Source organism: Pseudomonas avellanae BPIC 631 (genome assembly GCF_000444135.1).
Classification (GTDB): domain Bacteria; phylum Pseudomonadota; class Gammaproteobacteria; order Pseudomonadales; family Pseudomonadaceae; genus Aquipseudomonas; species Aquipseudomonas avellanae.
Genome location: NZ_ATDK01000248.1, coordinates 1 through 18558 on the forward strand (window position 1 = coordinate 1; position 18558 = coordinate 18558).

18 protein-coding genes and 3 pseudogenes are annotated in these 18558 nt (G+C 59.3%); 16 read left to right on the forward strand and 5 right to left on the reverse strand.

The annotated features are described in order from the left end of the window. Positions 1–256 precede the first annotated feature (256 nt). The 10 genes from urtB (at position 257) to ureC (ending at position 9317) form a co-directional block, all read left to right on the forward strand. Complete coding sequence (gene urtB / locus DW49_RS0113960) at positions 257–1846, forward strand: urea ABC transporter permease subunit UrtB (protein ID WP_005620747.1); 1590 nt, start codon at positions 257–259, stop codon at positions 1844–1846. Further along, positions 1846–2925 carry an urea ABC transporter permease subunit UrtC gene (urtC, locus tag DW49_RS0113965; RefSeq protein WP_005620749.1) on the forward strand — a complete coding sequence of 360 codons (1080 nt, stop codon included), beginning with the start codon at positions 1846–1848 and terminating at the stop codon, positions 2923–2925. The genes urtB and urtC overlap by 1 nt, the downstream gene beginning before the upstream one ends. Next, positions 2922–3782, forward strand: a complete 861-nt coding sequence (gene urtD, locus DW49_RS0113970) for an urea ABC transporter ATP-binding protein UrtD (protein ID WP_003376420.1) — start codon at positions 2922–2924, stop codon at positions 3780–3782. The genes urtC and urtD overlap by 4 nt, the downstream gene beginning before the upstream one ends. Positions 3783–3892: 110 nt before the next feature. Continuing rightward, positions 3893–4591, forward strand: coding sequence for an urea ABC transporter ATP-binding subunit UrtE (gene urtE, locus DW49_RS0113975; RefSeq protein ID WP_024420118.1), 699 nt, complete (start codon positions 3893–3895; stop codon positions 4589–4591). 48 nt (positions 4592–4639) lie between these two features. Continuing rightward, positions 4640–5503 carry an urease accessory protein UreD gene (locus DW49_RS0113980; RefSeq protein WP_005620754.1) on the forward strand — a complete coding sequence of 288 codons (864 nt, stop codon included), beginning with the start codon at positions 4640–4642 and terminating at the stop codon, positions 5501–5503. Positions 5504–5590: 87 nt separating this feature from the next. Continuing rightward, on the forward strand, positions 5591–5893 hold the full coding sequence (locus DW49_RS0113985) for an urease subunit gamma (RefSeq protein ID WP_003376415.1): 303 nt from the start codon (positions 5591–5593) through the stop codon (positions 5891–5893). Between the two features lie 10 nt (positions 5894–5903). Continuing rightward, on the forward strand, positions 5904–6446 hold the full coding sequence (locus tag DW49_RS0113990) for a GNAT family N-acetyltransferase (protein WP_005620756.1): 543 nt from the start codon (positions 5904–5906) through the stop codon (positions 6444–6446). Positions 6447–6456: 10 nt separating this feature from the next. Beyond that, positions 6457–6990, forward strand: coding sequence for a GNAT family N-acetyltransferase (locus DW49_RS0113995; RefSeq protein ID WP_003376412.1), 534 nt, complete (start codon positions 6457–6459; stop codon positions 6988–6990). Further along, positions 6987–7295 carry an urease subunit beta gene (locus DW49_RS0114000; RefSeq protein ID WP_024420119.1) on the forward strand — a complete coding sequence of 103 codons (309 nt, stop codon included), beginning with the start codon at positions 6987–6989 and terminating at the stop codon, positions 7293–7295. Before DW49_RS0113995 ends, DW49_RS0114000 begins: the two co-directional genes overlap by 4 nt. A 321-nt stretch (positions 7296–7616) precedes the next feature. Beyond that, positions 7617–9317: an urease subunit alpha gene (ureC, locus tag DW49_RS0114005; RefSeq protein WP_005620759.1), complete on the forward strand. Its 1701-nt coding sequence runs from the start codon at positions 7617–7619 to the stop codon at positions 9315–9317. A 56-nt stretch (positions 9318–9373) separates the two neighbouring features. On the opposite strand, the gene DW49_RS0114010 is transcribed toward ureC, so the two are convergent. After that, complete coding sequence (locus DW49_RS0114010; RefSeq protein ID WP_024420963.1) at positions 9374–9637, reverse strand: hypothetical protein; 264 nt, start codon at positions 9635–9637, stop codon at positions 9374–9376. Between the two features lie 156 nt (positions 9638–9793). Between DW49_RS0114010 and DW49_RS0114015 the strand changes: the two genes are divergently transcribed. Next, complete coding sequence (locus DW49_RS0114015) at positions 9794–10924, forward strand: sensor histidine kinase (protein ID WP_005620761.1); 1131 nt, start codon at positions 9794–9796, stop codon at positions 10922–10924. Positions 10925–10959: 35 nt separating this feature from the next. Here DW49_RS0114015 and cbpA read toward each other — a convergent pair whose 3' ends face one another. Next, positions 10960–11904, reverse strand: a complete 945-nt coding sequence (gene cbpA / locus DW49_RS0114020) for a curved DNA-binding protein (protein ID WP_003376401.1) — start codon at positions 11902–11904, stop codon at positions 10960–10962. A 310-nt stretch (positions 11905–12214) separates the two neighbouring features. Here cbpA and DW49_RS0114025 point away from each other — a divergent pair, with 310 nt between their 5' ends. Continuing rightward, the gene (locus DW49_RS0114025) at positions 12215–13480 is read left to right on the forward strand and encodes an Hsp70 family protein (RefSeq protein ID WP_005620765.1); all 1266 of its coding nucleotides are present in this window, start codon (positions 12215–12217) and stop codon (positions 13478–13480) included. Between the two features lie 155 nt (positions 13481–13635). Here the strand turns inward: DW49_RS0114025 and DW49_RS0114030 are convergent, their stop codons facing one another. Both DW49_RS0114030 and DW49_RS0114035 read right to left on the reverse strand, forming a co-directional pair. After that, a complete protein-coding gene (locus tag DW49_RS0114030) occupies positions 13636–14646 on the reverse strand; it encodes an AI-2E family transporter (protein ID WP_003376396.1) in 1011 nt (336 codons plus the stop codon). A gap of 188 nt (positions 14647–14834) precedes the next feature. Continuing rightward, positions 14835–15125, reverse strand: coding sequence for a PsiF family protein (locus DW49_RS0114035; protein WP_003376394.1), 291 nt, complete (start codon positions 15123–15125; stop codon positions 14835–14837). Positions 15126–15278: 153 nt separating this feature from the next. Between DW49_RS0114035 and DW49_RS01000000128385 the strand changes: the two are divergent. Further along, positions 15279–16162: pseudogene (locus tag DW49_RS01000000128385) on the forward strand (DMT family transporter). On the opposite strand, the gene DW49_RS0114045 reads toward DW49_RS01000000128385, so the two are convergent. Continuing rightward, positions 16159–16392, reverse strand: coding sequence for a hypothetical protein (locus DW49_RS0114045; protein ID WP_005620768.1), 234 nt, complete (start codon positions 16390–16392; stop codon positions 16159–16161). The pseudogene DW49_RS01000000128385 and the gene DW49_RS0114045 sit on opposite strands and share 4 nt — an antisense overlap. 272 nt (positions 16393–16664) lie before the next feature. Here DW49_RS0114045 and osmE point away from each other — a divergent pair, with 272 nt between their 5' ends. From osmE to DW49_RS0114060, 3 genes and pseudogenes are all read left to right on the forward strand, one after another. Continuing rightward, complete coding sequence (osmE, locus tag DW49_RS0114050; protein WP_005620771.1) at positions 16665–17003, forward strand: osmotically-inducible lipoprotein OsmE; 339 nt, start codon at positions 16665–16667, stop codon at positions 17001–17003. Positions 17004–17197: 194 nt separating this feature from the next. Then, positions 17198–17686: pseudogene (locus DW49_RS1000000132090) on the forward strand (Hcp family type VI secretion system effector). 9 nt (positions 17687–17695) lie between these two features. Continuing rightward, a pseudogene (locus DW49_RS0114060) lies at positions 17696–18460 on the forward strand (hypothetical protein); the annotation flags it as partial. Positions 18461–18558 lie beyond the last annotated feature (98 nt).

Genomic DNA, 18558 nt, shown 5'->3' on the forward strand with positions numbered 1-18558 from the left:
CCAACAATACGGGCCTGTTCTCATAGGGATCAATGGGTTACGTGGAAACGGGAACAGACCCTAGTCGTACGCACACGTTCGCTCGGCCTCAGGGTGGAACGCATTTTTTGTAGGAGCGGACTTGTCCGCGAAGGCGGCTGTTCAAACGATACATCTTCAGTGAATGTAACGGCCCTTTCGTGAACAAGTTCACTCCCACAGCCTTCGGCCAGAATCAAGAGCAGACGGCGCCCCACTCAATCAAGGCCATATTGATATGCCTTCCTACTTCTACCGTTTCATCCTTGCCATCAGCCTGCTGCTGCCCCTTGCAGCTCAGGCCAGCGATGCCAGTGATTTTGCCGCAGCCGGTTCTTCGCAACAGGCAGATCTACTGGAAGCCTGGGCGGCCAGCCCGGTCCCGGAGCGCGTCGAATTGCTGGAAGCGCTGCGCGATGGCCGTGTTGCCGCTGACAGCAGCAAGCGCGCGTGGATCGAAAACAACGACAAATACGTGGCAGTGGATGCGAATGCGCCTGCGGCTAACGACGCTCCAACCCCTGATGAACCGCGCAAATTGCGCCTGAACAACCGGCTGCGCGGCCTGGTCGATACCGCGCTGGCCAGCCACCAGTTGCTGGCGGCCGACATCAGGCTGCGTCTTGCAGCCGCCCTGCAACTGCAAAAAAGCGCCCGCCCCGCGCAACTGGATCTGCTGACCCAGCGCGTAGCCAGCGAAACCGATTCCAGCGTTAAAAGTGCGCTGACCCTGGCGCTGGCCAACCTGCAACTGGTTGACTCCAGCCCCACGGTGCGTCTGGCGGCAGTGCGCCTGCTCGGCGAAACCGGCGACCCGCTGGCCCGTACCCGTCTTGAGTCGCTGCTGGCGCCGGGCGTCGAAACCGATGCGTCAGTGCGCATTGCCGCTGAAACCAGCCTGGCACAGGTCAATCGCAAGCTGATGATCGGCGAAGTTCTCGGTCAGGCGTTCAGCGGCATGTCGCTGGGCTCGATTCTGCTGTTGGCGGCACTGGGGCTGGCGATCACCTTCGGCCTGCTCGGCGTGATCAACATGGCCCACGGCGAAATGCTGATGCTGGGCGCGTATTCAACCTATGTGGTGCAACTGATGTTTCAGCGCTATGCGCCGGGCGCGATCGAGTACTACCCGTTGATCGCGCTGCCAGTGGCGTTTTTTGTCACCGCCGTGATAGGCATGGCGCTGGAGCGCACAGTGATTCGCCACTTGTACGGTCGCCCGCTGGAAACCCTGCTCGCCACCTGGGGCATCAGCCTGATGCTGATCCAGGCCGTGCGGCTGACATTCGGCGCGCAGAACGTCGAAGTTGCCAACCCGGAGTGGTTGTCCGGCGGGATTCAGGTGCTGCCCAATCTGGTGCTGCCATACAACCGCATCGTGATCATCGCCTTCGCGCTGTTCGTGGTGCTGCTGACCTGGCTGCTGCTGAACAAGACCCGCCTGGGGCTGAACGTGCGCGCCGTGACCCAGAACCGCAACATGGCCGCCTGCTGCGGCGTGCCGACCGGGCGCATTGACATGATGGCGTTCGGGCTGGGCTCAGGCATTGCAGGTCTGGGCGGCGTTGCCCTGAGCCAAATCGGCAACGTCGGCCCTGACCTCGGTCAGAGCTACATCATCGACTCGTTCCTGGTGGTGGTGCTCGGCGGCGTCGGGCAACTGGCCGGCAGCGTGACGGCGGCTTTCGGGCTGGGTATCGCCAACAAGATTCTCGAACCGCAAATCGGCGCCGTATTGGGCAAGATCCTGATCCTGGCGCTGATCATTCTGTTTATCCAGAAACGTCCGCAAGGCCTCTTCGCACTGAAAGGACGGGTGATCGACTGATGAGCCAGCCATTGATGGTAACCGCCGCACAGAAGGTTGGCCCCAAGGGCACGCTGGCTGTGGGCATTGTGGTACTGGTCGTGCTGTTGGCACTGCCGCTGCTGTCGCTTCTGCCGGCCGATAACAGTTTTCAGGTGTCGGCCTACACCCTGACGCTGGTGGGCAAGATTCTCTGCTACGCCATCGTCGCCCTCGCACTGGACCTGGTCTGGGGCTACGCCGGGCTGTTGTCGCTGGGCCACGGCCTGTTTTTCGCGCTGGGCGGCTATGCGATGGGCATGTACCTGATGCGCCAGGCCGCGGGTGACGGCCTGCCTGCATTCATGACCTTCCTGTCGTGGACCGAACTGCCGTGGTACTGGGCAGGCACCGACAGTTTTCTCTGGGCCATGTGCCTGGTGGTCTTGGCACCGGGCCTGTTGGCGCTGGTGTTCGGTTTCTTTGCCTTCCGCTCGCGAATCAAGGGCGTGTACTTCTCGATCATGACCCAGGCGCTGACCTTTGCCGGCATGTTGCTGTTCTTTCGCAACGAAACCGGCTTTGGCGGTAACAACGGCTTCACCAATTTTCGCAGCATTCTGGGCTTCGGCATCAGCTCGCAAGGCACCCGAGCCACGTTGTTTCTGGCTACGGTGGTGCTGCTGGTCGCCAGTTTGTACATCGGCTGGAAACTGGCACAGAGCAAGTTCGGTCGGGTGCTGACCGCGCTGCGTGACGCGGAAAACCGCCTGATGTTCTGCGGTTACGATCCGCGCGGCTTCAAGCTGTTCGTCTGGGTCTTGAGCGCAGTGCTGTGCGGTCTGGCCGGAGCCCTGTATGTGCCGCAGGTCGGCATCATCAACCCCAGCGAAATGTCGCCGACCAACTCCATCGAAGCCGCTGTGTGGGTGGCGCTGGGTGGTCGCGGCACGTTGATCGGCCCGCTGCTGGGTGCCGGTCTGGTGAATGGCATGAAGAGCTGGTTCACCGTGGCTTTCCCGGAATACTGGCTGTTTTTTCTCGGCGCGCTGTTCATCATCGTCACGCTGTACCTGCCCAAGGGCGTGATCGGCTTGCTGAAGAAAAGGAGCGAGCAATGAAAACCACTCCGACGCCCTCGTTCATGCTTGAGCCGATACTGGCCCCCAACTCCGACGCAGGCACCAGCCGCGACGCGGTAGGCCTTGGCAAAAGCGCTGGCAAAGGGCTGAACACGCGGCATGGCACGATCCTGACCCTTGAAGACATCAGTGTCAGTTTCGACGGTTTCAAGGCGCTGAACGATCTGAACCTGTACATCGGCGTAGGCGAACTGCGTTGCATCATCGGCCCCAACGGCGCGGGCAAGACCACGCTGATGGACGTCATTACCGGCAAGACCCGGCCCAGCCACGGCAAAGCGTGGTTCGGCGAAACACTGGACCTGACGCAGATGAGCGAGGTGCAGATTGCCCAGTCCGGGATTGGCCGCAAATTCCAGAAACCCACGGTGTTCGAGGCCCTGAGCGTGTTCGAAAACCTGGAGCTGGCGCAGAAGACCGACAAGTCGGTGTGGGCCAGCCTGCGTGCACGCTTGACAGGCGAGCAACAGGACCGAATCAGCGAAGTGCTGGAAACCATCCGCCTGACCCCCTCGATGCATCGCCCGGCGGGCTTGTTGTCCCACGGTCAGAAGCAGTTTCTGGAAATCGGCATGCTGCTGGTCCAGGACCCGCAACTTTTGCTGCTCGATGAGCCGGTGGCAGGCATGACCGACGCCGAAACCGAATTCACCGCCGAACTGTTCAAGAGCCTCGCGGGCAAACACTCGTTGATGGTGGTGGAGCACGACATGGGCTTCGTCGGCTCGATTGCCGACCACGTCACCGTGCTGCACCAGGGCAGCGTACTGGCCGAAGGTTCGCTGAACGACGTACAGGCCGACGAACGCGTGATTGAAGTGTATTTGGGGCGCTAGCGCCCAGCTGCAAGCTTTTAGCTGCAAGCGGCAAGCTAGAAGCAAAGGCAGCATGCTGCTCTTTCTTGCCGCTTGAAACTTGTAGCTTGCAGCTCAAAAAAGGACCCACCATGCTCCAGGTCGAAAAGCTCCACCAATATTACGGCGGCAGCCACATCCTTCGCGGTCTTTCGTTTGATGTGAAGGTCGGTGAAGTCACCTGCCTGCTCGGCCGCAACGGTGTCGGCAAGACCACGCTGTTGCGCGTACTGATGGGCTTGCTGCCTTCAAAGGAAGGCTCGGTGCAGTGGGAAGGCAAGGCCATCACCGGGTTCAAGCCGCATCAACGCGTGCATGCCGGTATTGCTTACGTACCCCAGGGTCGGGAGATCTTCGGGCGGCTGACGGTCGAGGAAAACCTGTTGATGGGCCTGTCGCGCTTTCCGGGCTCTGAAGCCAAAGAGGTGCCGGCGTTCATCTACGAGCTGTTCCCGGTGCTGCTGCAAATGAAGCATCGCCGTGGCGGCGATCTGTCCGGTGGCCAGCAGCAACAACTGGCGATTGGCCGGGCGCTGGCGAGTCGCCCGCGCTTGCTGATTCTCGACGAACCCACCGAAGGCATTCAGCCTTCGGTGATCAAGGAGATCGGCGCGGTGATCAAGATGCTGGCCGAGCGCGGCGACATGGCTATTCTGCTGGTCGAGCAGTTCTACGATTTTGCCGCGGAACTGGCCGATCAGTATCTGGTGATGTCACGGGGCGAGATCGTTCAGCAGGGTCGGGGCGAAAACATGGAGGCCGAGGGTGTTCGCGGTCTGGTCACCATCTGATGCGCCAATCCGTTATCGTGCAGCACTCGACAAAGCAATGAAGACGCCATGAATCTGCCTGCCCACACCGCCTTGTTCACACCCAGCTGGCACGCCGAGCTGGAGCTGGGCTATGGCCGTTTTGATGACTGCACGCGCCCGACCCAGCGTCGCCACAAAGGCCCGTTGCGGGTGCAAAAACACCTGTATGCCGAAGGGCCTGAGGTGTGCCAGCACATCATCGTTCACCCACCGGGCGGTATTGCCGGGGGCGACCGGCTGGATATTTCAGTCAATGTTGGCGCAGATGCCTGGGCGCAACTGACCAGCCCGGGCGCGGCCAAATGGTATCGCGCAGCCAGCCCGGCGTTTCAGCAACTGGAGCTGCATGTCCAGCCCGGCGCGACGCTGGAGTGGCTGCCGCAGGAAACCATCGTGTTCAGCAACGCCCAGGCAGAGCTGAGCACTAGCATCGAGCTGCACGGCGATGCCCGGCTATGCTACTGGGACGTCGTGGCGCTGGGGCGTCCGGCCAGTGGCGAGCGTTTCGAGCACGGGCACTTTCAATCGCATCTGGATATCCGCCGTGACGGCACATTGCTCTGGCACGAGCGACAACGCATCATCGGCGACGACGGGCTACTGGACTCGCCCATCGGGCTGGACGGCAAAACGGTGTTCGCCACGTTGCTGCTGACCGGTGACGTGAGCAGCGACCTGCTTGAAGACTGCCGCTCGCTGTCGATGCCCAAACCGGTACGCGGTAACCTGACGCAATTGCCCGGTTTTCCGGGAATGCCCGGCTTGATCGTCGCGCGCTGCCTGGCCGACGAAGCCCTTCACGCCAGAGCCTGGCTGATAGAAATCTGGAAGCGCCTGCGCCCTGCCCTGCTGGGCCGCGAGGCGGTAACGCCGAGAATCTGGAACACCTGATTGATGACTGGACGCTCTGCGTCCCAGGCTGCATTCACGGGCTGACGCACGTGAATCACCCACCGAACCTGAAGAAGCGGAAACCCTATGGACCTGACGCCACGCGAAAAAGACAAGATGCTGATTTTCACCGCAGGACTGGTCGCTGAACGGCGTCTGGCGCGCGGACTGAAGCTCAATTATCCGGAAGCCATGGCCTACATCTCCGCAGCATTGCTGGAAGGCGCGCGTGACGGGCAGACCGTCGCCGACCTGATGCACTACGGCACCACGCTGCTGAGCCGCGATCAGGTTATGGAAGGCATTGCGGAAATGATCCCGGAAATCCAGGTCGAGGCCACCTTTGCGGACGGCACCAAACTGGTCACCGTGCATCAGCCGATCGCCTGAGGGAGTGAGCATGCAAGACCTGATTCGCGATGCGATGGCCTACGATCTGCCGGGTATTCTGGCCATCTACAACGATGCGGTGCTCAACACCACGGCCATCTGGAACGAACAGCCGGTCGATCTCGCCAATCGCCAGGCCTGGTACGCATCTCGTCAGGCCCAGGCTTACCCGATTTTGGTCGCTGTCGACAGCGCAGGCGAGGTGCTGGGTTATTCGTCGTTTGGCGACTGGCGGCCCTTTGAAGGGTTTCGCCATACGGTCGAGCATTCGGTCTACGTGCGCGCCGACCAACGTGGCAAAGGCCTGGGGCAGCGTTTGATGGCTGAGTTGATCGAACGCGCCCGCGCCTGCGACAAGCACATGATGGTCGCGGCCATCGAAAGCGGCAACGCTGCCTCCGTCGCTCTGCACGATCGTCTAGGCTTCAAGACCACCGGGCAGATGCCGCAGGTCGGCACCAAGTTCGGCCGCTGGCTGGACCTGACCTTCATGCAGCTCGACCTGTCGCCCGGTGCTTGCGCGCCCGCCTCACAAGCGCCTCAATCACTCTAGAGAGCACGCCATGAACCACGCACAACTGCGACGTGTCACTGCTGAAAGCTTCGCGCATTATCGCCATGGCCTGGCGCAGCTGCTGTTCGACACGGTCCATGACGGCGCCTCGGTCGGCTTCATGGCCGATCTCGACATGGAGCAGGCTTACGCCTGGTGCGACGGGCTGAAGGCCGATATCACCGCTGGCAGCCTGCTGCTGTGGGTGGTGGCTGAAAACGCGAACGTGCTTGCCAGCGCGCAGTTGTCTCTGTGCCAGAAGCCCAACGGGCTGAACCGTGCCGAGGTGCAAAAGCTGATGGTGCTGCCCACTGCGCGAGGTCGTGGCTTGGGCAGGCAACTGATGGATGAGGTGGAACAGACCGCTGTGAAGCTCAAGCGCGGGCTGCTGCACCTAGACACCGAGGCAGGCTCTACAGCGGAGGCGTTCTATCGCTCGTTGGCCTACCACCGCGTGGGTGAGCTGCCGGATTACTGCGCCACACCGGACGGTCGCTATCGACCGACCGCCATTTATTTCAAAACCTTGGGGCAACCGACATGATCCCTGGTCAATACCAGATCCAACCCGGCGAAATAGAACTCAACGCCGGACGCCGCACCCACAGCCTGACCGTCGCCAACAGCGGCGACCGGCCGATTCAGGTCGGCTCGCACTTCCACTTTTTTGAAACCAACGACGCGCTGACCTTCGACCGCGCCGCCAGCCGCGGCATGCGCCTGAACATCCCGGCCGGCACCGCCGTGCGCTTCGAACCGGGCCAGTCACGCGAAGTCGAGCTGGTGGACCTGGCGGGATTGCGCAAGGTGTACGGGTTTGCCGGGCGGGTGATGGGGGAGCTGGATTGATGCCTTTTTGAATATCGTTCCTAAGCTCCGCGCTCATCGTTATACACAAGCCCTGACAAGCTCGGAATACGGAGCGTTCAGGCCTCTGCCCAAGGGGCGTGGGAGCGAACTTGTTCGCGAAGACGGTGTTTCAAACGATGCATTTTCGGGATCATACCGACCCTTTCGCGAACAATGCGGATCGCCGCCCCGGTCGCTCCCACGGCCTCCGGCCAGAATCAAAGGCGTTAACTACTAACGACTTGCAGCTAACCGCTGGTCGCTTTGAAAACTTACAGCTTGCGGCTTGTAGCTTGCAGCTCTGAATCCAAGGTACGAGAGATGAAGATAAGCCGACAAGCCTACGCCGACATGTTCGGCCCCACCGTTGGCGACAAGGTTCGCCTGGCGGATACCGAGTTGTGGATCGAGGTCGAGAAAGACTTCACCACCTACGGCGAAGAAGTGAAGTTCGGCGGTGGCAAGGTCATCCGGGACGGCATGGGCCAGGGTCAACTGCTGGCCGCCGACGTGGTTGATACGCTGATCACCAACGCTTTGATCATCGACCACTGGGGCATCGTCAAGGCTGACGTCGGCATCAAGAACGGCCGTATCGCAGCCATCGGCAAGGCCGGCAACCCGGACATTCAGCCGGACGTGACCATTGCCGTGGGCGCCGCCACCGAAGTCATTGCCGGCGAAGGCATGATCCTTACCGCTGGCGGCGTCGATACGCACATCCACTTCATCTGCCCGCAGCAGATAGAAGAAGCGCTGATGAGCGGCGTGACCACCATGATCGGCGGCGGCACCGGCCCTGCCACGGGCACCAACGCGACCACCGTCACGCCCGGCCCGTGGCACATGGCGCGCATGCTCCAGGCGTCGGACTCGTTCCCGATGAACATCGGCTTCACCGGCAAGGGCAACGTCAGCCTGCCCGGCCCGCTGATCGAACAGGTCAAGGCCGGCGCTATCGGCCTGAAACTGCACGAAGACTGGGGCACCACCCCGGCCGCCATCGACAACTGCCTGAACGTTGCCGACGAATATGACGTGCAGGTCGCGATTCACACCGATACGCTCAACGAGTCAGGTTTTGTCGAAACCACCCTGGCAGCGTTCAAGAACCGCACGATCCACACCTACCACACCGAAGGTGCCGGTGGCGGCCATGCGCCGGACATCATCAAGGCATGCGGCTCGCCAAACGTGCTGCCCAGCTCGACCAACCCGACCCGGCCGTTCACCCGCAACACCATCGACGAGCACCTGGACATGCTCATGGTCTGCCACCACCTGGACCCGAGCATCGCCGAAGACGTGGCCTTCGCGGAAAGCCGCATTCGCCGCGAGACCATAGCCGCCGAGGACATCCTTCACGACCTGGGCGCGTTTTCCATGCTCAGTTCCGACAGCCAGGCCATGGGCCGGGTTGGTGAAGTGATCATGCGCACCTGGCAAACCGCCGACAAAATGAAGAAACAGCGCGGCCCGCTGCCGCAGGACGGCCCAGGCAACGATAACTTCCGCGCCAAGCGCTACATCGCCAAATACACCATCAACCCGGCGATCACCCACGGCATCAGCCATGAAGTGGGCTCCATTGAAGTGGGCAAATGGGCAGACCTGGTGCTCTGGCGCCCGGCGTTCTTCGGCGTCAAACCGACCCTGATCCTCAAGGGCGGTGCCATCGCCGCCAGCCTGATGGGCGACGCCAACGCTTCCATCCCGACGCCGCAACCGGTCCATTACCGCCCGATGTTCGCAAGCTTCGGCAGCTCGCTGCACGCCACCAGCCTGACCTTCATCAGCCAGGCCGCATTCGACGCAGGCGTGCCGGAAACGCTGGGCCTGAAGAAGCAGATAGGCGTGGTCAAAGGCTGCCGCACCGTGCAGAAAAAAGACCTGATCCACAACGATTACCTGCCGGACATCGAAGTCGACCCGCAGACCTATCAGGTCAAGGCCGACGGTGTGTTGCTGTGGTGCGAACCTGCGGACGTGCTACCAATGGCGCAGCGGTATTTTCTGTTTTAGGAAAGTATTTGAAGCGGGGGCTCTGTAGAGCCTCCAGCTTCTGGGCACGACGTAGATCAAGGCGTTGAGGGCTCAATACGCCCTAGGAACGTTTCTTTGGATTTCAGTACCTCCAATGCCTGCAATGTATCGTTGATGGCGTCCAGCATACCGAGGTCCTGACTGATTTTTTCGCCCCGTAAAACCCGGTGCAAGGCACGGAAAAACGTGAGTTTTCCTTCTGCCATATCGTCCCGTTTGCTGACCTTTCCATCGGCCAGTATCTCCTCGGCCAGCTTTATTTGCTCTTCGACAAACGCTGTGAATTCTGTCTTCAACATGGTCAATCTCCAAATGTGAGCCCGATTGCCAAGCTACTGCTGACCACAATCAGCGTCTACTGACAGAAATGACAGTAAACACTCTGTTTGTCGTGCCCTGTAAAGGCGATAATATGCGCCATCTTTCGTCACGCCTCTCCAGCAAGGTAATCGGCCATGCGCCTTTCCGAATTCATCGTTGTTCATGTGGATCGTATTGTCGATGAATGGGAAGACTTCGCCAGAACCCTGAAACCTGCTGCAGATTCAATGAGCAAGCTGGAGCTGCGTGACCACGCCAGGTCGATTCTGCTGGCTGCGGCCCGGGACATGAAAACCGCACAGAGCAAGAGCGAGGAGATCGCCAAGGCTCGGGGCGAGGAGTTGAACAAGACCCCAAGCCTGGACGAAGCCGCCAGCAGCCACGGTGAACTGCGCCACGAAGTCGGCTTTGATCTGGTGCAGATGACGTCCGAGTTCCGCCATTTGCGTGCCAGCGTCATTCGTCTGTGGGCCGAAAGCCTGGATGCGCCACAGCCGGCCGACTTTCAGGACGTGATTCGCTTCAATGAGGCTATCGATGAGGCGCTCGCCGAATCCACTGCGGCTTACGCTGAACGAGTGGGTCGCTCGCGGGATATCTTTCTGGCGATTCTGGGCCACGACCTGCGCGCACCGCTGCAGGCCGTGAGCATGTCCACCGAATTACTCGTACGCAAAATACCGGCTGATGAGAAAACCGAGGCTTATATCTCGCGCATCAAGACCAGTACGCGCCATATGGGTTCGATGGTCAGCGACCTGCTTGAATTCGTGCGCAGCCGTCTGGGCGCGGGTTTGCCGGTCGAGCGCAAGCACATGGACCTGGCGACCGCCTGCCGCGAGGCCATCGAAGAAGCCTGCGCCGGGCAACCGAACTCGGCGCCGGTGCTGAAGGTCGAGGGCGACACCAAAGGTCATTGGGACAACGCACGAATAGGTCAGTTGCTGCAGAACCTGATTGGCAACGCCTTGCAGCACGGTGCGGCCAGCCATGAAATCACCGTGTCGATCAGTGGCGGTCAGAACACCGTCGAACTGAGGGTTCACAACGAAGGTAAACCGATCGCAGAAGACGCCATCGGCACGATTTTCGACCCGCTGGTACGCTGCATTCGCGAAGAGAGCGACACCCAGAGCACCTCGACCAGCCTGGGCCTGGGCCTGTTTATCGTCAAGGAAGTGGTCAACGCCCACAGCGGCAGCATCACGGTGACATCAACCATCGGCGATGGCACCACGTTTACCGTGGTGCTGCCGAGAACCTGATCCGGCAGATCAGGCCAGGCTGAGCAACTGCCTGCTCAGCCCTTCCACTGCGCCCGAGGGTCGAACGAAGCACTGTCGGCCAGTTTCTGCCAGAGCGCACGTGCCGCTTCATCGGTCTGTTTGGGCATGACGATCTTCAGTTGGGCGTACAGATCACCCCGCTCGCCACTCTTGTTCATCAAACCATTACCCTTGATCCGCAAGCGCTGACCGTTCTGGCTGTCAGGGCGGATGGTCAGGTTGATCCTGCTGGTCAGGGTCGGCAACGCCACCTTGGTGCCCAACACCGCTTCCCACGGCGCCAGTGGAACGGTGATGACCAGATCATGGCCTTCGACCTCGAACATCGGGTGCGGCGCCAGGCGAATGATCAGGTACAGATCGCCATTGGCACCGCCACCTATACCCGGCGCGCCCTGGCCCTTGAGACGAATACGCTCGCCATCGACGACACCCGCCGGAATCTTCACGTTCAGGGTCTTGGTGATATCACCCATGCGCTGGCCGTTGGGGCTGTGCTGAGGCACCTTGAAGCTGACCTGCTTGGACTCGCCCGACAGGGTTTCTTCCAGAAAGACCGCCAGTTCCATCTCCACGTCCTGCCCCTTGCGGCCCGGGTTACGGGTACGCCCGCCCTGCTGTGGCCGGCCACCAAAAATGGAACTGAAAAACTCGGAAAAATCCGCTGTTTCTTCGAATCCGCCTGCGCCCGCGCCTGCACGGCTTTGCCAGCCAGGTGGCGTCTGGAACGGACGGCCCTGCCGACCGTACTTGCGCAGTTCGTCGTACTCGGCGCGCTTTTCAGGGCTGCTGAGCACTTCATAGGCTTCGGACGCTTCCTTGAACTTGTCTTCGGCGCCGGCTTCCTTGCTGACGTCAGGGTGATACTTGCGCGCCAGTTTGCGATAGGCGGTCTTGATCGCCTTGTCGTCAGCAGCCGGCTCTACGTCAAGTATCTTGTAGTAGTCTTTGAAATCCATGTAACGATCACCCATCCGAATTATCCGGCAAAGCCAGATACGCTGGCGTCACGCGCCCAGCTCCCTCTGTCACGAGGCATCTGGATTACCTAACGTCGAAAATATACAGGTAGCCAGCCGCATTTACAGGCGGGTCGAGTGTTCAACAAGCTGGTCTACCGAGAATACCTTCAAGATTGGGGGTGAGCGGCCTCAGTTCAAGTGTTGGCAGCAAATACCGCCCGGCAAATATAAGCGACGTGTCGCGCTACGCAATTTGCCCGCACTGGCATAAACTGCGCGGCCGTTTTTTGACTGGAACGTAAAAGACATGAATGACCAATCCCCGGCCCGTGCCTGCGGTATCGATTTCGGCACGTCCAATTCCACTGTCGGCTGGCAACGACCCGGCGTGGAATCGTTGATCGCGCTGGAGGACGACAAGATCACCCTGCCCTCGGTGGTGTTCTTCAACATCGAAGAGCGCCGCCCGGTGTATGGCCGCCTTGCGCTTCACGAGTACCTGGAGGGCTATGAAGGCCGCCTGATGCGCTCGCTCAAGAGCCTGCTGGGCTCCAAGCTGATCAAGCACGACACCAGCGTGCTGGGCACGGCGATGCCCTTCAAGGATCTGCTGGCACTGTTTATCGGCGAACTCAAGAAGCGCGCCGAGAACACTGCGGGGCGCGAATTCGAACAGGTCGTGCTTGGCCGCCCCGTGCACTTTGTCGATGACGACGCACAGGCCGATCAGGAAGCCGAAGATACGCTGTCCGAAGTGGCCCGCAAGATCGGTTTCAAGGACGTCTCATTTCAGTTCGAACCTATCGCGGCGGCGTTCGATTACGAGTCCACCATCGAAAACGAAGAACTGGTGCTGATCGTCGACATCGGCGGCGGTACGTCGGACTTCTCGCTGGTACGCCTGTCGCCCGAGCGGCGCACACACGCTGATCGCGAGCAGGACATCCTGGCCACCGGCGGTGTGCACATTGGCGGTACAGACTTCGACAAACAGCTGAGCCTGCAAGGCGTGATGCCGCTGTTCGGCTACGGCAGCCGAATGAAAAGTGGCGCCTACATGCCGACCAGCCACCACATGAATCTGGCGACCTGGCACACCATCAACGCCGTGTACTCGCAAAAATCCCAGTTGGCACTTGGCAGCATGCGTTACGACATCGAAGACACCGGCGGCATCGATCGCCTGTTCAAGCTGATCGAGCAGCGCGCCGGGCACTGGCTGGCCATGGAAGTGGAAGAAACCAAGATTCAGCTGACCCACACCGAAAACCGCCATTTGCCGATGGACCGGGTGGAAGCAGGATTGAGCGTGGACCTGAGCCGGGTGATGTTCGAGGCTGCCATCGACGCCCAGCTTGAGCGGGTGCGCAACAGCGTGACGAAATTGCTGAACGATGCAGGCGTAAGTGTCGAGCAGGTCAATACGGTGTTCTTCACCGGCGGTTCAAGCGGCATCCCCGCGCTGCGCAACAGCGTCTCGGCCATGCTGCCCAACGCCCGCCACGTCGAAGGCAACATCTTCGGCAGCATCGGCAGCGGTTTGGCGATTGAAGCGAAGAAGCGTTACGGCTAGGGCACCACCAGAGGTGTTCTCTCGGACACCTCTCATTGCTGTGCGCTATTGTGGCCTTGTGGGAGCGAGCTTGCTCGCGAAGGCGATGGTTCAAACGCCCTGTTTCTGAGGACTGTACCGGCCTCAGTCAGTCAGCTAGCCATATCACATCAGCCTTAAACCAACCCTTCCTTCTGCAACTCGCTCTTCAGATACGCATAATAAATCGGCCCCGCCACCACACCCGGCAGGCCGAATGCGGCTTCGAACAGCAGCATCGCCAGCAGCAACTCCCACGACTTGGCATTGATCTGCCCGCCGACGATGCGCGCATTGAGGAAATACTCGACCTTGTGGATCACGATCAGATAACCCAGCGCAGCCAGGGCGACCCAGATCGAGATCGACATGCCGACAATGAAGATCAGCGTGTTCGACATCAGGTTACCCACCACCGGCAACAGGCCGAGCAGGAAGGTCATGATGATCAGGGTCTTGGTCAGCGGCAGGTGAATCCCGCACAGCGGCAGGACGATAGCCAGGAATACCGAGGTAAACGCCGTATTGAGCAGGGAAATCTTGATCTGGGCGAATACGATATTACGAAACGCGCGGCTGACCAGATACAGACGATCAAACAGTGCGGCTGCCAGCGGCTTGCGCACATGGTCCGCGGAAATGCGCTGCAAGGCGATGATCGCGCCCAGCACCATGCCGATCAGCATGGTGACAAACATATGCGCCGCGCCCTTGCCGATCAGCTGTAGCTCACCCACATGCTTCTGCAGCCACTGCCCGAGGGACACCTGAAATTCTGCCGCACTGGCAGGCAGGTAAGCATCGATAAACGGTGGCAACTGACCACGGGCACGGTCCACCAAGGTCATGAACTTGTCCAGCGAGGCGCCGGGATTTTCGGCTTCATGCAGCACAAAGCTGATGGCACCGGCAAAGATCAGCGTCAGCAGGCTGACGATTATCGTGCCCAGCAACGCCACCGCCAGCCAGCGCGCACGCTCGCCGGAGATCAGACGCTGTAACTTGGGAGTCAGCATGTTGACCAGCTCAAAGACCAGCAGACCGGCCAGCAGACTGGGCAGCAACTTGAACGGCAACACTGCCAACAGACCGCCAAACACAAGAATCCAGCTGGCGATTAAGACCTGACGCGCAGAAAACGTTGGCATAGACCCTCAGAGGGCAACACAAGGAAGGTGGGCAGTCTGCCAGCCTTCTCAACCGAGAACCAGTGATCCGAAAGCAGGAAAAAACAAGGCGCGACCCTCGGCCCGATGATAGGCTCGATAACGGCGCGAAAGTACAGTGTTTACTGCACCCGCGCCTGTTGCTCGTGGTGAAGGCTGGCGTCGAAAAATTATTTCTTCTTGAGACAATCGCTCATGAAGCTCTTGCGCGCGTCACCTTTGAGCGCCTGGCTGCCCGCCGTCGCGTTACAGGTTTTCATCTTGTCCTGCTGAGTGGCCGCTGGCGGCGGCGCAGCTTTCAGGCACGTGCTCATGAACGCCTTGCGCTCATCCCCCTTGAGCGTCTTGGCGCTGGCGTCAGCATTGCAAGTGGTCATCTTGTTCTGCTGCGCGGTGGCAGCGAACCCCTGAGCTGACACCATCAGGCCCACAAGCAACAAAGGAATACCGAGCTTGTTCATCGATCCACTCTCCACGTCCACTGCGCCGGACGGCACAGGCTGCAATCAAGTGTAGTCAAGCTGTTGCGAGAGATGACGGCGCATCACGCATTGCCGCTGGCATTCGCGGCCAACAGGCGGATAATTACGCCTCGCTCTGACGACGACCCTCTCATGCAATACGCTTTTCCACTGATCACCGTGCTCATCTGGGCGGTCAATACGGCTGTCACCAAGGCTTCGGCCGGGGTGATCTTTCCGGCTGAAATAGGTTTTTATCGCTGGGCGCTGGCAGGTTTGCTGTTCACGCCCTTCATGATCAAACCGGTCTGGGCAAACCGTGCTGCGATCAAACCGCTGCTGGGCAAGATTTTCGTCCTCGCCGTGCTCGGCACCGCGATGTATCAAAGCCTGGCGTATTTCGCAGCAGGTCTCACGACCGCCACCAACATGGGAATCATTCAGTCGCTGGTGCCGATGATGGCGCTGGGGCTGTCGATAGCCTGCCTGGGCAACCATCTGACCTCTGGCGCGCTATTGGGGGCGATTCTGTCGTTCGCAGGCGTGGTGGTTGTGGTGTCGGCGGGCAATCCTGCCCAATTGATCGAACATGGCGTCAATCGAGGCGATGCGATGGTGCTGGTGGCAGCGGCGTCGTATGCGGTTTACAGCACACTGTTGAAGAAGTGGCAGTTGCGCCTGCCGCCGTTGCAGCTTTTATACGTGCAGATCCTGCTGGCGATTCTGGTGTTGCTGCCGCCGTTCATCCTGTCGTCGAAAACCGGCCTGAACGCAAGCAACATCCCGATGGTGCTGTATGCGGCGATCCCTACGTCCCCATGCTCGCGCCGTGGCTGTGGATGACCGCCATCATGCGCCTGGGCCCCAGCCGTACGACGCTGTTCTTCAACCTGATGCCGATTGCCACAGCATTGATTGCAGCGGCGACGCTGGGCGAACAACTGGCGCTTTACCACCTCATAGGCGGAGCGCTGACCCTGTGCGGAGTCGTCCTCGCAGAACGCTGGACGACTCCGCTGCGGTCAAAAGCACGTTAAGCAGTCGCGCTGCCTTCACTGCCCTCCAGGCTATGAATCGACACGTCGGTAATTCCGGCAGCGTGAGGCATGCCGGCGTCACCGGCTGAAAGATCGTCCAGCTCGACATGGTGCTTGAGCGCCAGCTCGTGCACCACTTCGATGATGGGCACATCCAGATTCTCGATAACGTCTACGTGGTGCTCGCCCAGCAAGGTGTACTCGATTTCGTACAGTTCTTTATCGCTCATCGCATCTTCCTGACCGTCACTGAGGATCGGCTGATTAACGAACTACGGTCTGAAAAACCTTACCGATGACCGAGCCCAGGGTCGGACTGAAGTGGCCGACCGTGCCATCAGATTGACCTCGGCCTTTCGCGAACGTGCGAGCGAATATTCAAAGGGCCAGCTTGCCGCAAGAGGTACTGCCGTATCGCCATCTTTTTTTCGAACTCTTCTCCCCGTTTACTGCTCCAAGCGCTACCGGGCCAATACCGGCTCTGACATGTGGAGCAATAACGATGTACAAGAAAATCTTCGCGGCGACCTTTGTATTGGCAACGATGGCTGGCTGCAGCAACACAACCGTGCAAAACCCGGTGGACTACGTCACTTATCGCAACGAACCACTGGTCAAGCAGGTTGAAAACGGCATGACGCGCCAGCAGGTCCTGACCATCGGCGGCGAGCCTTCGACGACCATCGAGCGTAAGGTCAACGCTGGCACCTGCAACAACTACGTCATGAACAAAGATGGCCACAAACAGGTTTACCACGTCAGCTTCAACAGCGACGGCCGTGTGACCAACAAAGGTTTCATGACCTGCGAACAGCGCGAGAAGAACGAAAAAGCAATGTAACTGAGACAACTAAAGAAGCCCGACGCGCAACGCGTCGGGCTTTTTCATGTTTGACGTTTATGCATTAAACGCACAATTAGACATTGCGTTCAAAAACACCGGCTGCGCCTTGAAACCAATGTAGAAATTTGCTGTCATAGCCACTCATCGCAAAATCACCAAGCAGCACCACTGATTACCAAGGAGAGGTTCATATGGCTTTCGATGCTTTTATTCAGATAGCAGACATCCCGGGCGAGGCGCTGGACGAGAAGTACAGCAAATGGATCGGAATCACCGGCTATAATTTCGGCGTTAATCAAAGCACCTCCGCCACTGCCAGCTCCTCGGGCGGCGCTTCATCCGGTCGTACCACCATGACCAACTTCACATTTACCAAATACCTCGACAGCGCCAGTTGCCAGCTCATGGAAGCCAGCTGCGCAGGCCAGCACCTCAAGGAAGTCAAGCTGGTACTCTGACGCGCAGGCACCGACAAGCTCAAATACTACGAAGTGGTGCTTGAGGAAGTCATCATCGCCGACTACACACAGAGCGCGAGCTCCGGCATCCCTATCGAAATCGTACAGCTCAATTACGGCCGCATCAAAACCACCTACACCCTGCAGAAACGTGTCGATGGCACAGCGGGCGGTAACGTGGCCGGCGGTTGGGACCGGATCAATAATAAAAAGTACTCGTGAGGCATGACCATGGCCGAAGCACGATCGTTCATAAACCCCAGAACACAGACTTTTGACTCTCTGAAAACGAACCTTGCGCTGCCAAAGAACAGCAAGGCCAAGTTCGTCGCCCTCAATTCCCACATCTCGGGCGGCGTCGTCCTGCCCGGTGAGATGGTCATCGTCGGGGACGCGTCTACCCCGTCGTCCACTGCTCAAGAAGCGTTCCTGATGGCCAAGGCTGCGCAGGTGCATACGGCGTTGCTGGTCAATGGCGCTGGTGGGGATGACTTTTTTCTTGAGAACTTTGAGTTGCTTAAGCAGGCGATCTCCTACACATCCATGGGCATAGGCGCCACGAGTGATGGCTGGGCCAAGCATATGGAAGAGATCAAGAAATCGCTCCAGGATATCGAAAAGCTCTACCGGGAACACATGGGCTCCGGCACGATGACCCAACGAGACGCGTTCTACGCCAAACGATCAGAACTGTTCATGAAGCTTGATAAACTGCTCAATAATTTTCTGGCGTATGGATCCGGGCTGCGCAACGAAGGCTCGATCAAAAGACTGCTCGGGCTTTCAACCAGCAGCTACATGCACACAGGAGAAATCGCAGGATACGCTGACAAGGTATCTGGCGTAGCCAAAGCCTCTAAATGGATCAAGAGAGGAACGTATATAGGGACTGCGCTTGAGGTGGGCTCCACAGGGCTTTCAATTCATAAGGCTTGTACGGTTGGCCGTGAGGAGCAGTGTAAGAGGGCAAAATATGTAGAGGGCAGTACGCTAGTGTACTGTTTGCGAAATAATTTACCCGTGTCCTGCAACCTAAGTTATTGATAAAATTTGAATTTTACGTTAGTTAGTAGCTGGTTTTTTCGAAAACAGTA

What these genes read in the sequence shown, in the direction of transcription:
- urtB (WP_005620747.1), top strand. Translation starts at nt 257, where the DNA reads ATGCCTTCCTACTTCTACCGTTTCATCCTTGCCATCAGCCTGCTGCTG.
- urtC (WP_005620749.1), top strand. Translation starts at nt 1,846, where the DNA reads ATGAGCCAGCCATTGATGGTAACCGCCGCACAGAAGGTTGGCCCCAAG.
- urtD (WP_003376420.1), top strand. Translation starts at nt 2,922, where the DNA reads ATGAAAACCACTCCGACGCCCTCGTTCATGCTTGAGCCGATACTGGCC.
- urtE (WP_024420118.1), top strand. Translation starts at nt 3,893, where the DNA reads ATGCTCCAGGTCGAAAAGCTCCACCAATATTACGGCGGCAGCCACATC.
- DW49_RS0113980 (WP_005620754.1), top strand. Translation starts at nt 4,640, where the DNA reads ATGAATCTGCCTGCCCACACCGCCTTGTTCACACCCAGCTGGCACGCC.
- DW49_RS0113985 (WP_003376415.1), top strand. Translation starts at nt 5,591, where the DNA reads ATGGACCTGACGCCACGCGAAAAAGACAAGATGCTGATTTTCACCGCA.
- DW49_RS0113990 (WP_005620756.1), top strand. Translation starts at nt 5,904, where the DNA reads ATGCAAGACCTGATTCGCGATGCGATGGCCTACGATCTGCCGGGTATT.
- DW49_RS0113995 (WP_003376412.1), top strand. Translation starts at nt 6,457, where the DNA reads ATGAACCACGCACAACTGCGACGTGTCACTGCTGAAAGCTTCGCGCAT.
- DW49_RS0114000 (WP_024420119.1), top strand. Translation starts at nt 6,987, where the DNA reads ATGATCCCTGGTCAATACCAGATCCAACCCGGCGAAATAGAACTCAAC.
- ureC (WP_005620759.1), top strand. Translation starts at nt 7,617, where the DNA reads ATGAAGATAAGCCGACAAGCCTACGCCGACATGTTCGGCCCCACCGTT.
- DW49_RS0114010 (WP_024420963.1), bottom strand. Translation starts at nt 9,637, where the DNA reads ATGTTGAAGACAGAATTCACAGCGTTTGTCGAAGAGCAAATAAAGCTG.
- DW49_RS0114015 (WP_005620761.1), top strand. Translation starts at nt 9,794, where the DNA reads ATGCGCCTTTCCGAATTCATCGTTGTTCATGTGGATCGTATTGTCGAT.
- cbpA (WP_003376401.1), bottom strand. Translation starts at nt 11,904, where the DNA reads ATGGATTTCAAAGACTACTACAAGATACTTGACGTAGAGCCGGCTGCT.
- DW49_RS0114025 (WP_005620765.1), top strand. Translation starts at nt 12,215, where the DNA reads ATGAATGACCAATCCCCGGCCCGTGCCTGCGGTATCGATTTCGGCACG.
- DW49_RS0114030 (WP_003376396.1), bottom strand. Translation starts at nt 14,646, where the DNA reads ATGCCAACGTTTTCTGCGCGTCAGGTCTTAATCGCCAGCTGGATTCTT.
- DW49_RS0114035 (WP_003376394.1), bottom strand. Translation starts at nt 15,125, where the DNA reads ATGAACAAGCTCGGTATTCCTTTGTTGCTTGTGGGCCTGATGGTGTCA.
- DW49_RS0114045 (WP_005620768.1), bottom strand. Translation starts at nt 16,392, where the DNA reads ATGAGCGATAAAGAACTGTACGAAATCGAGTACACCTTGCTGGGCGAG.
- osmE (WP_005620771.1), top strand. Translation starts at nt 16,665, where the DNA reads ATGTACAAGAAAATCTTCGCGGCGACCTTTGTATTGGCAACGATGGCT.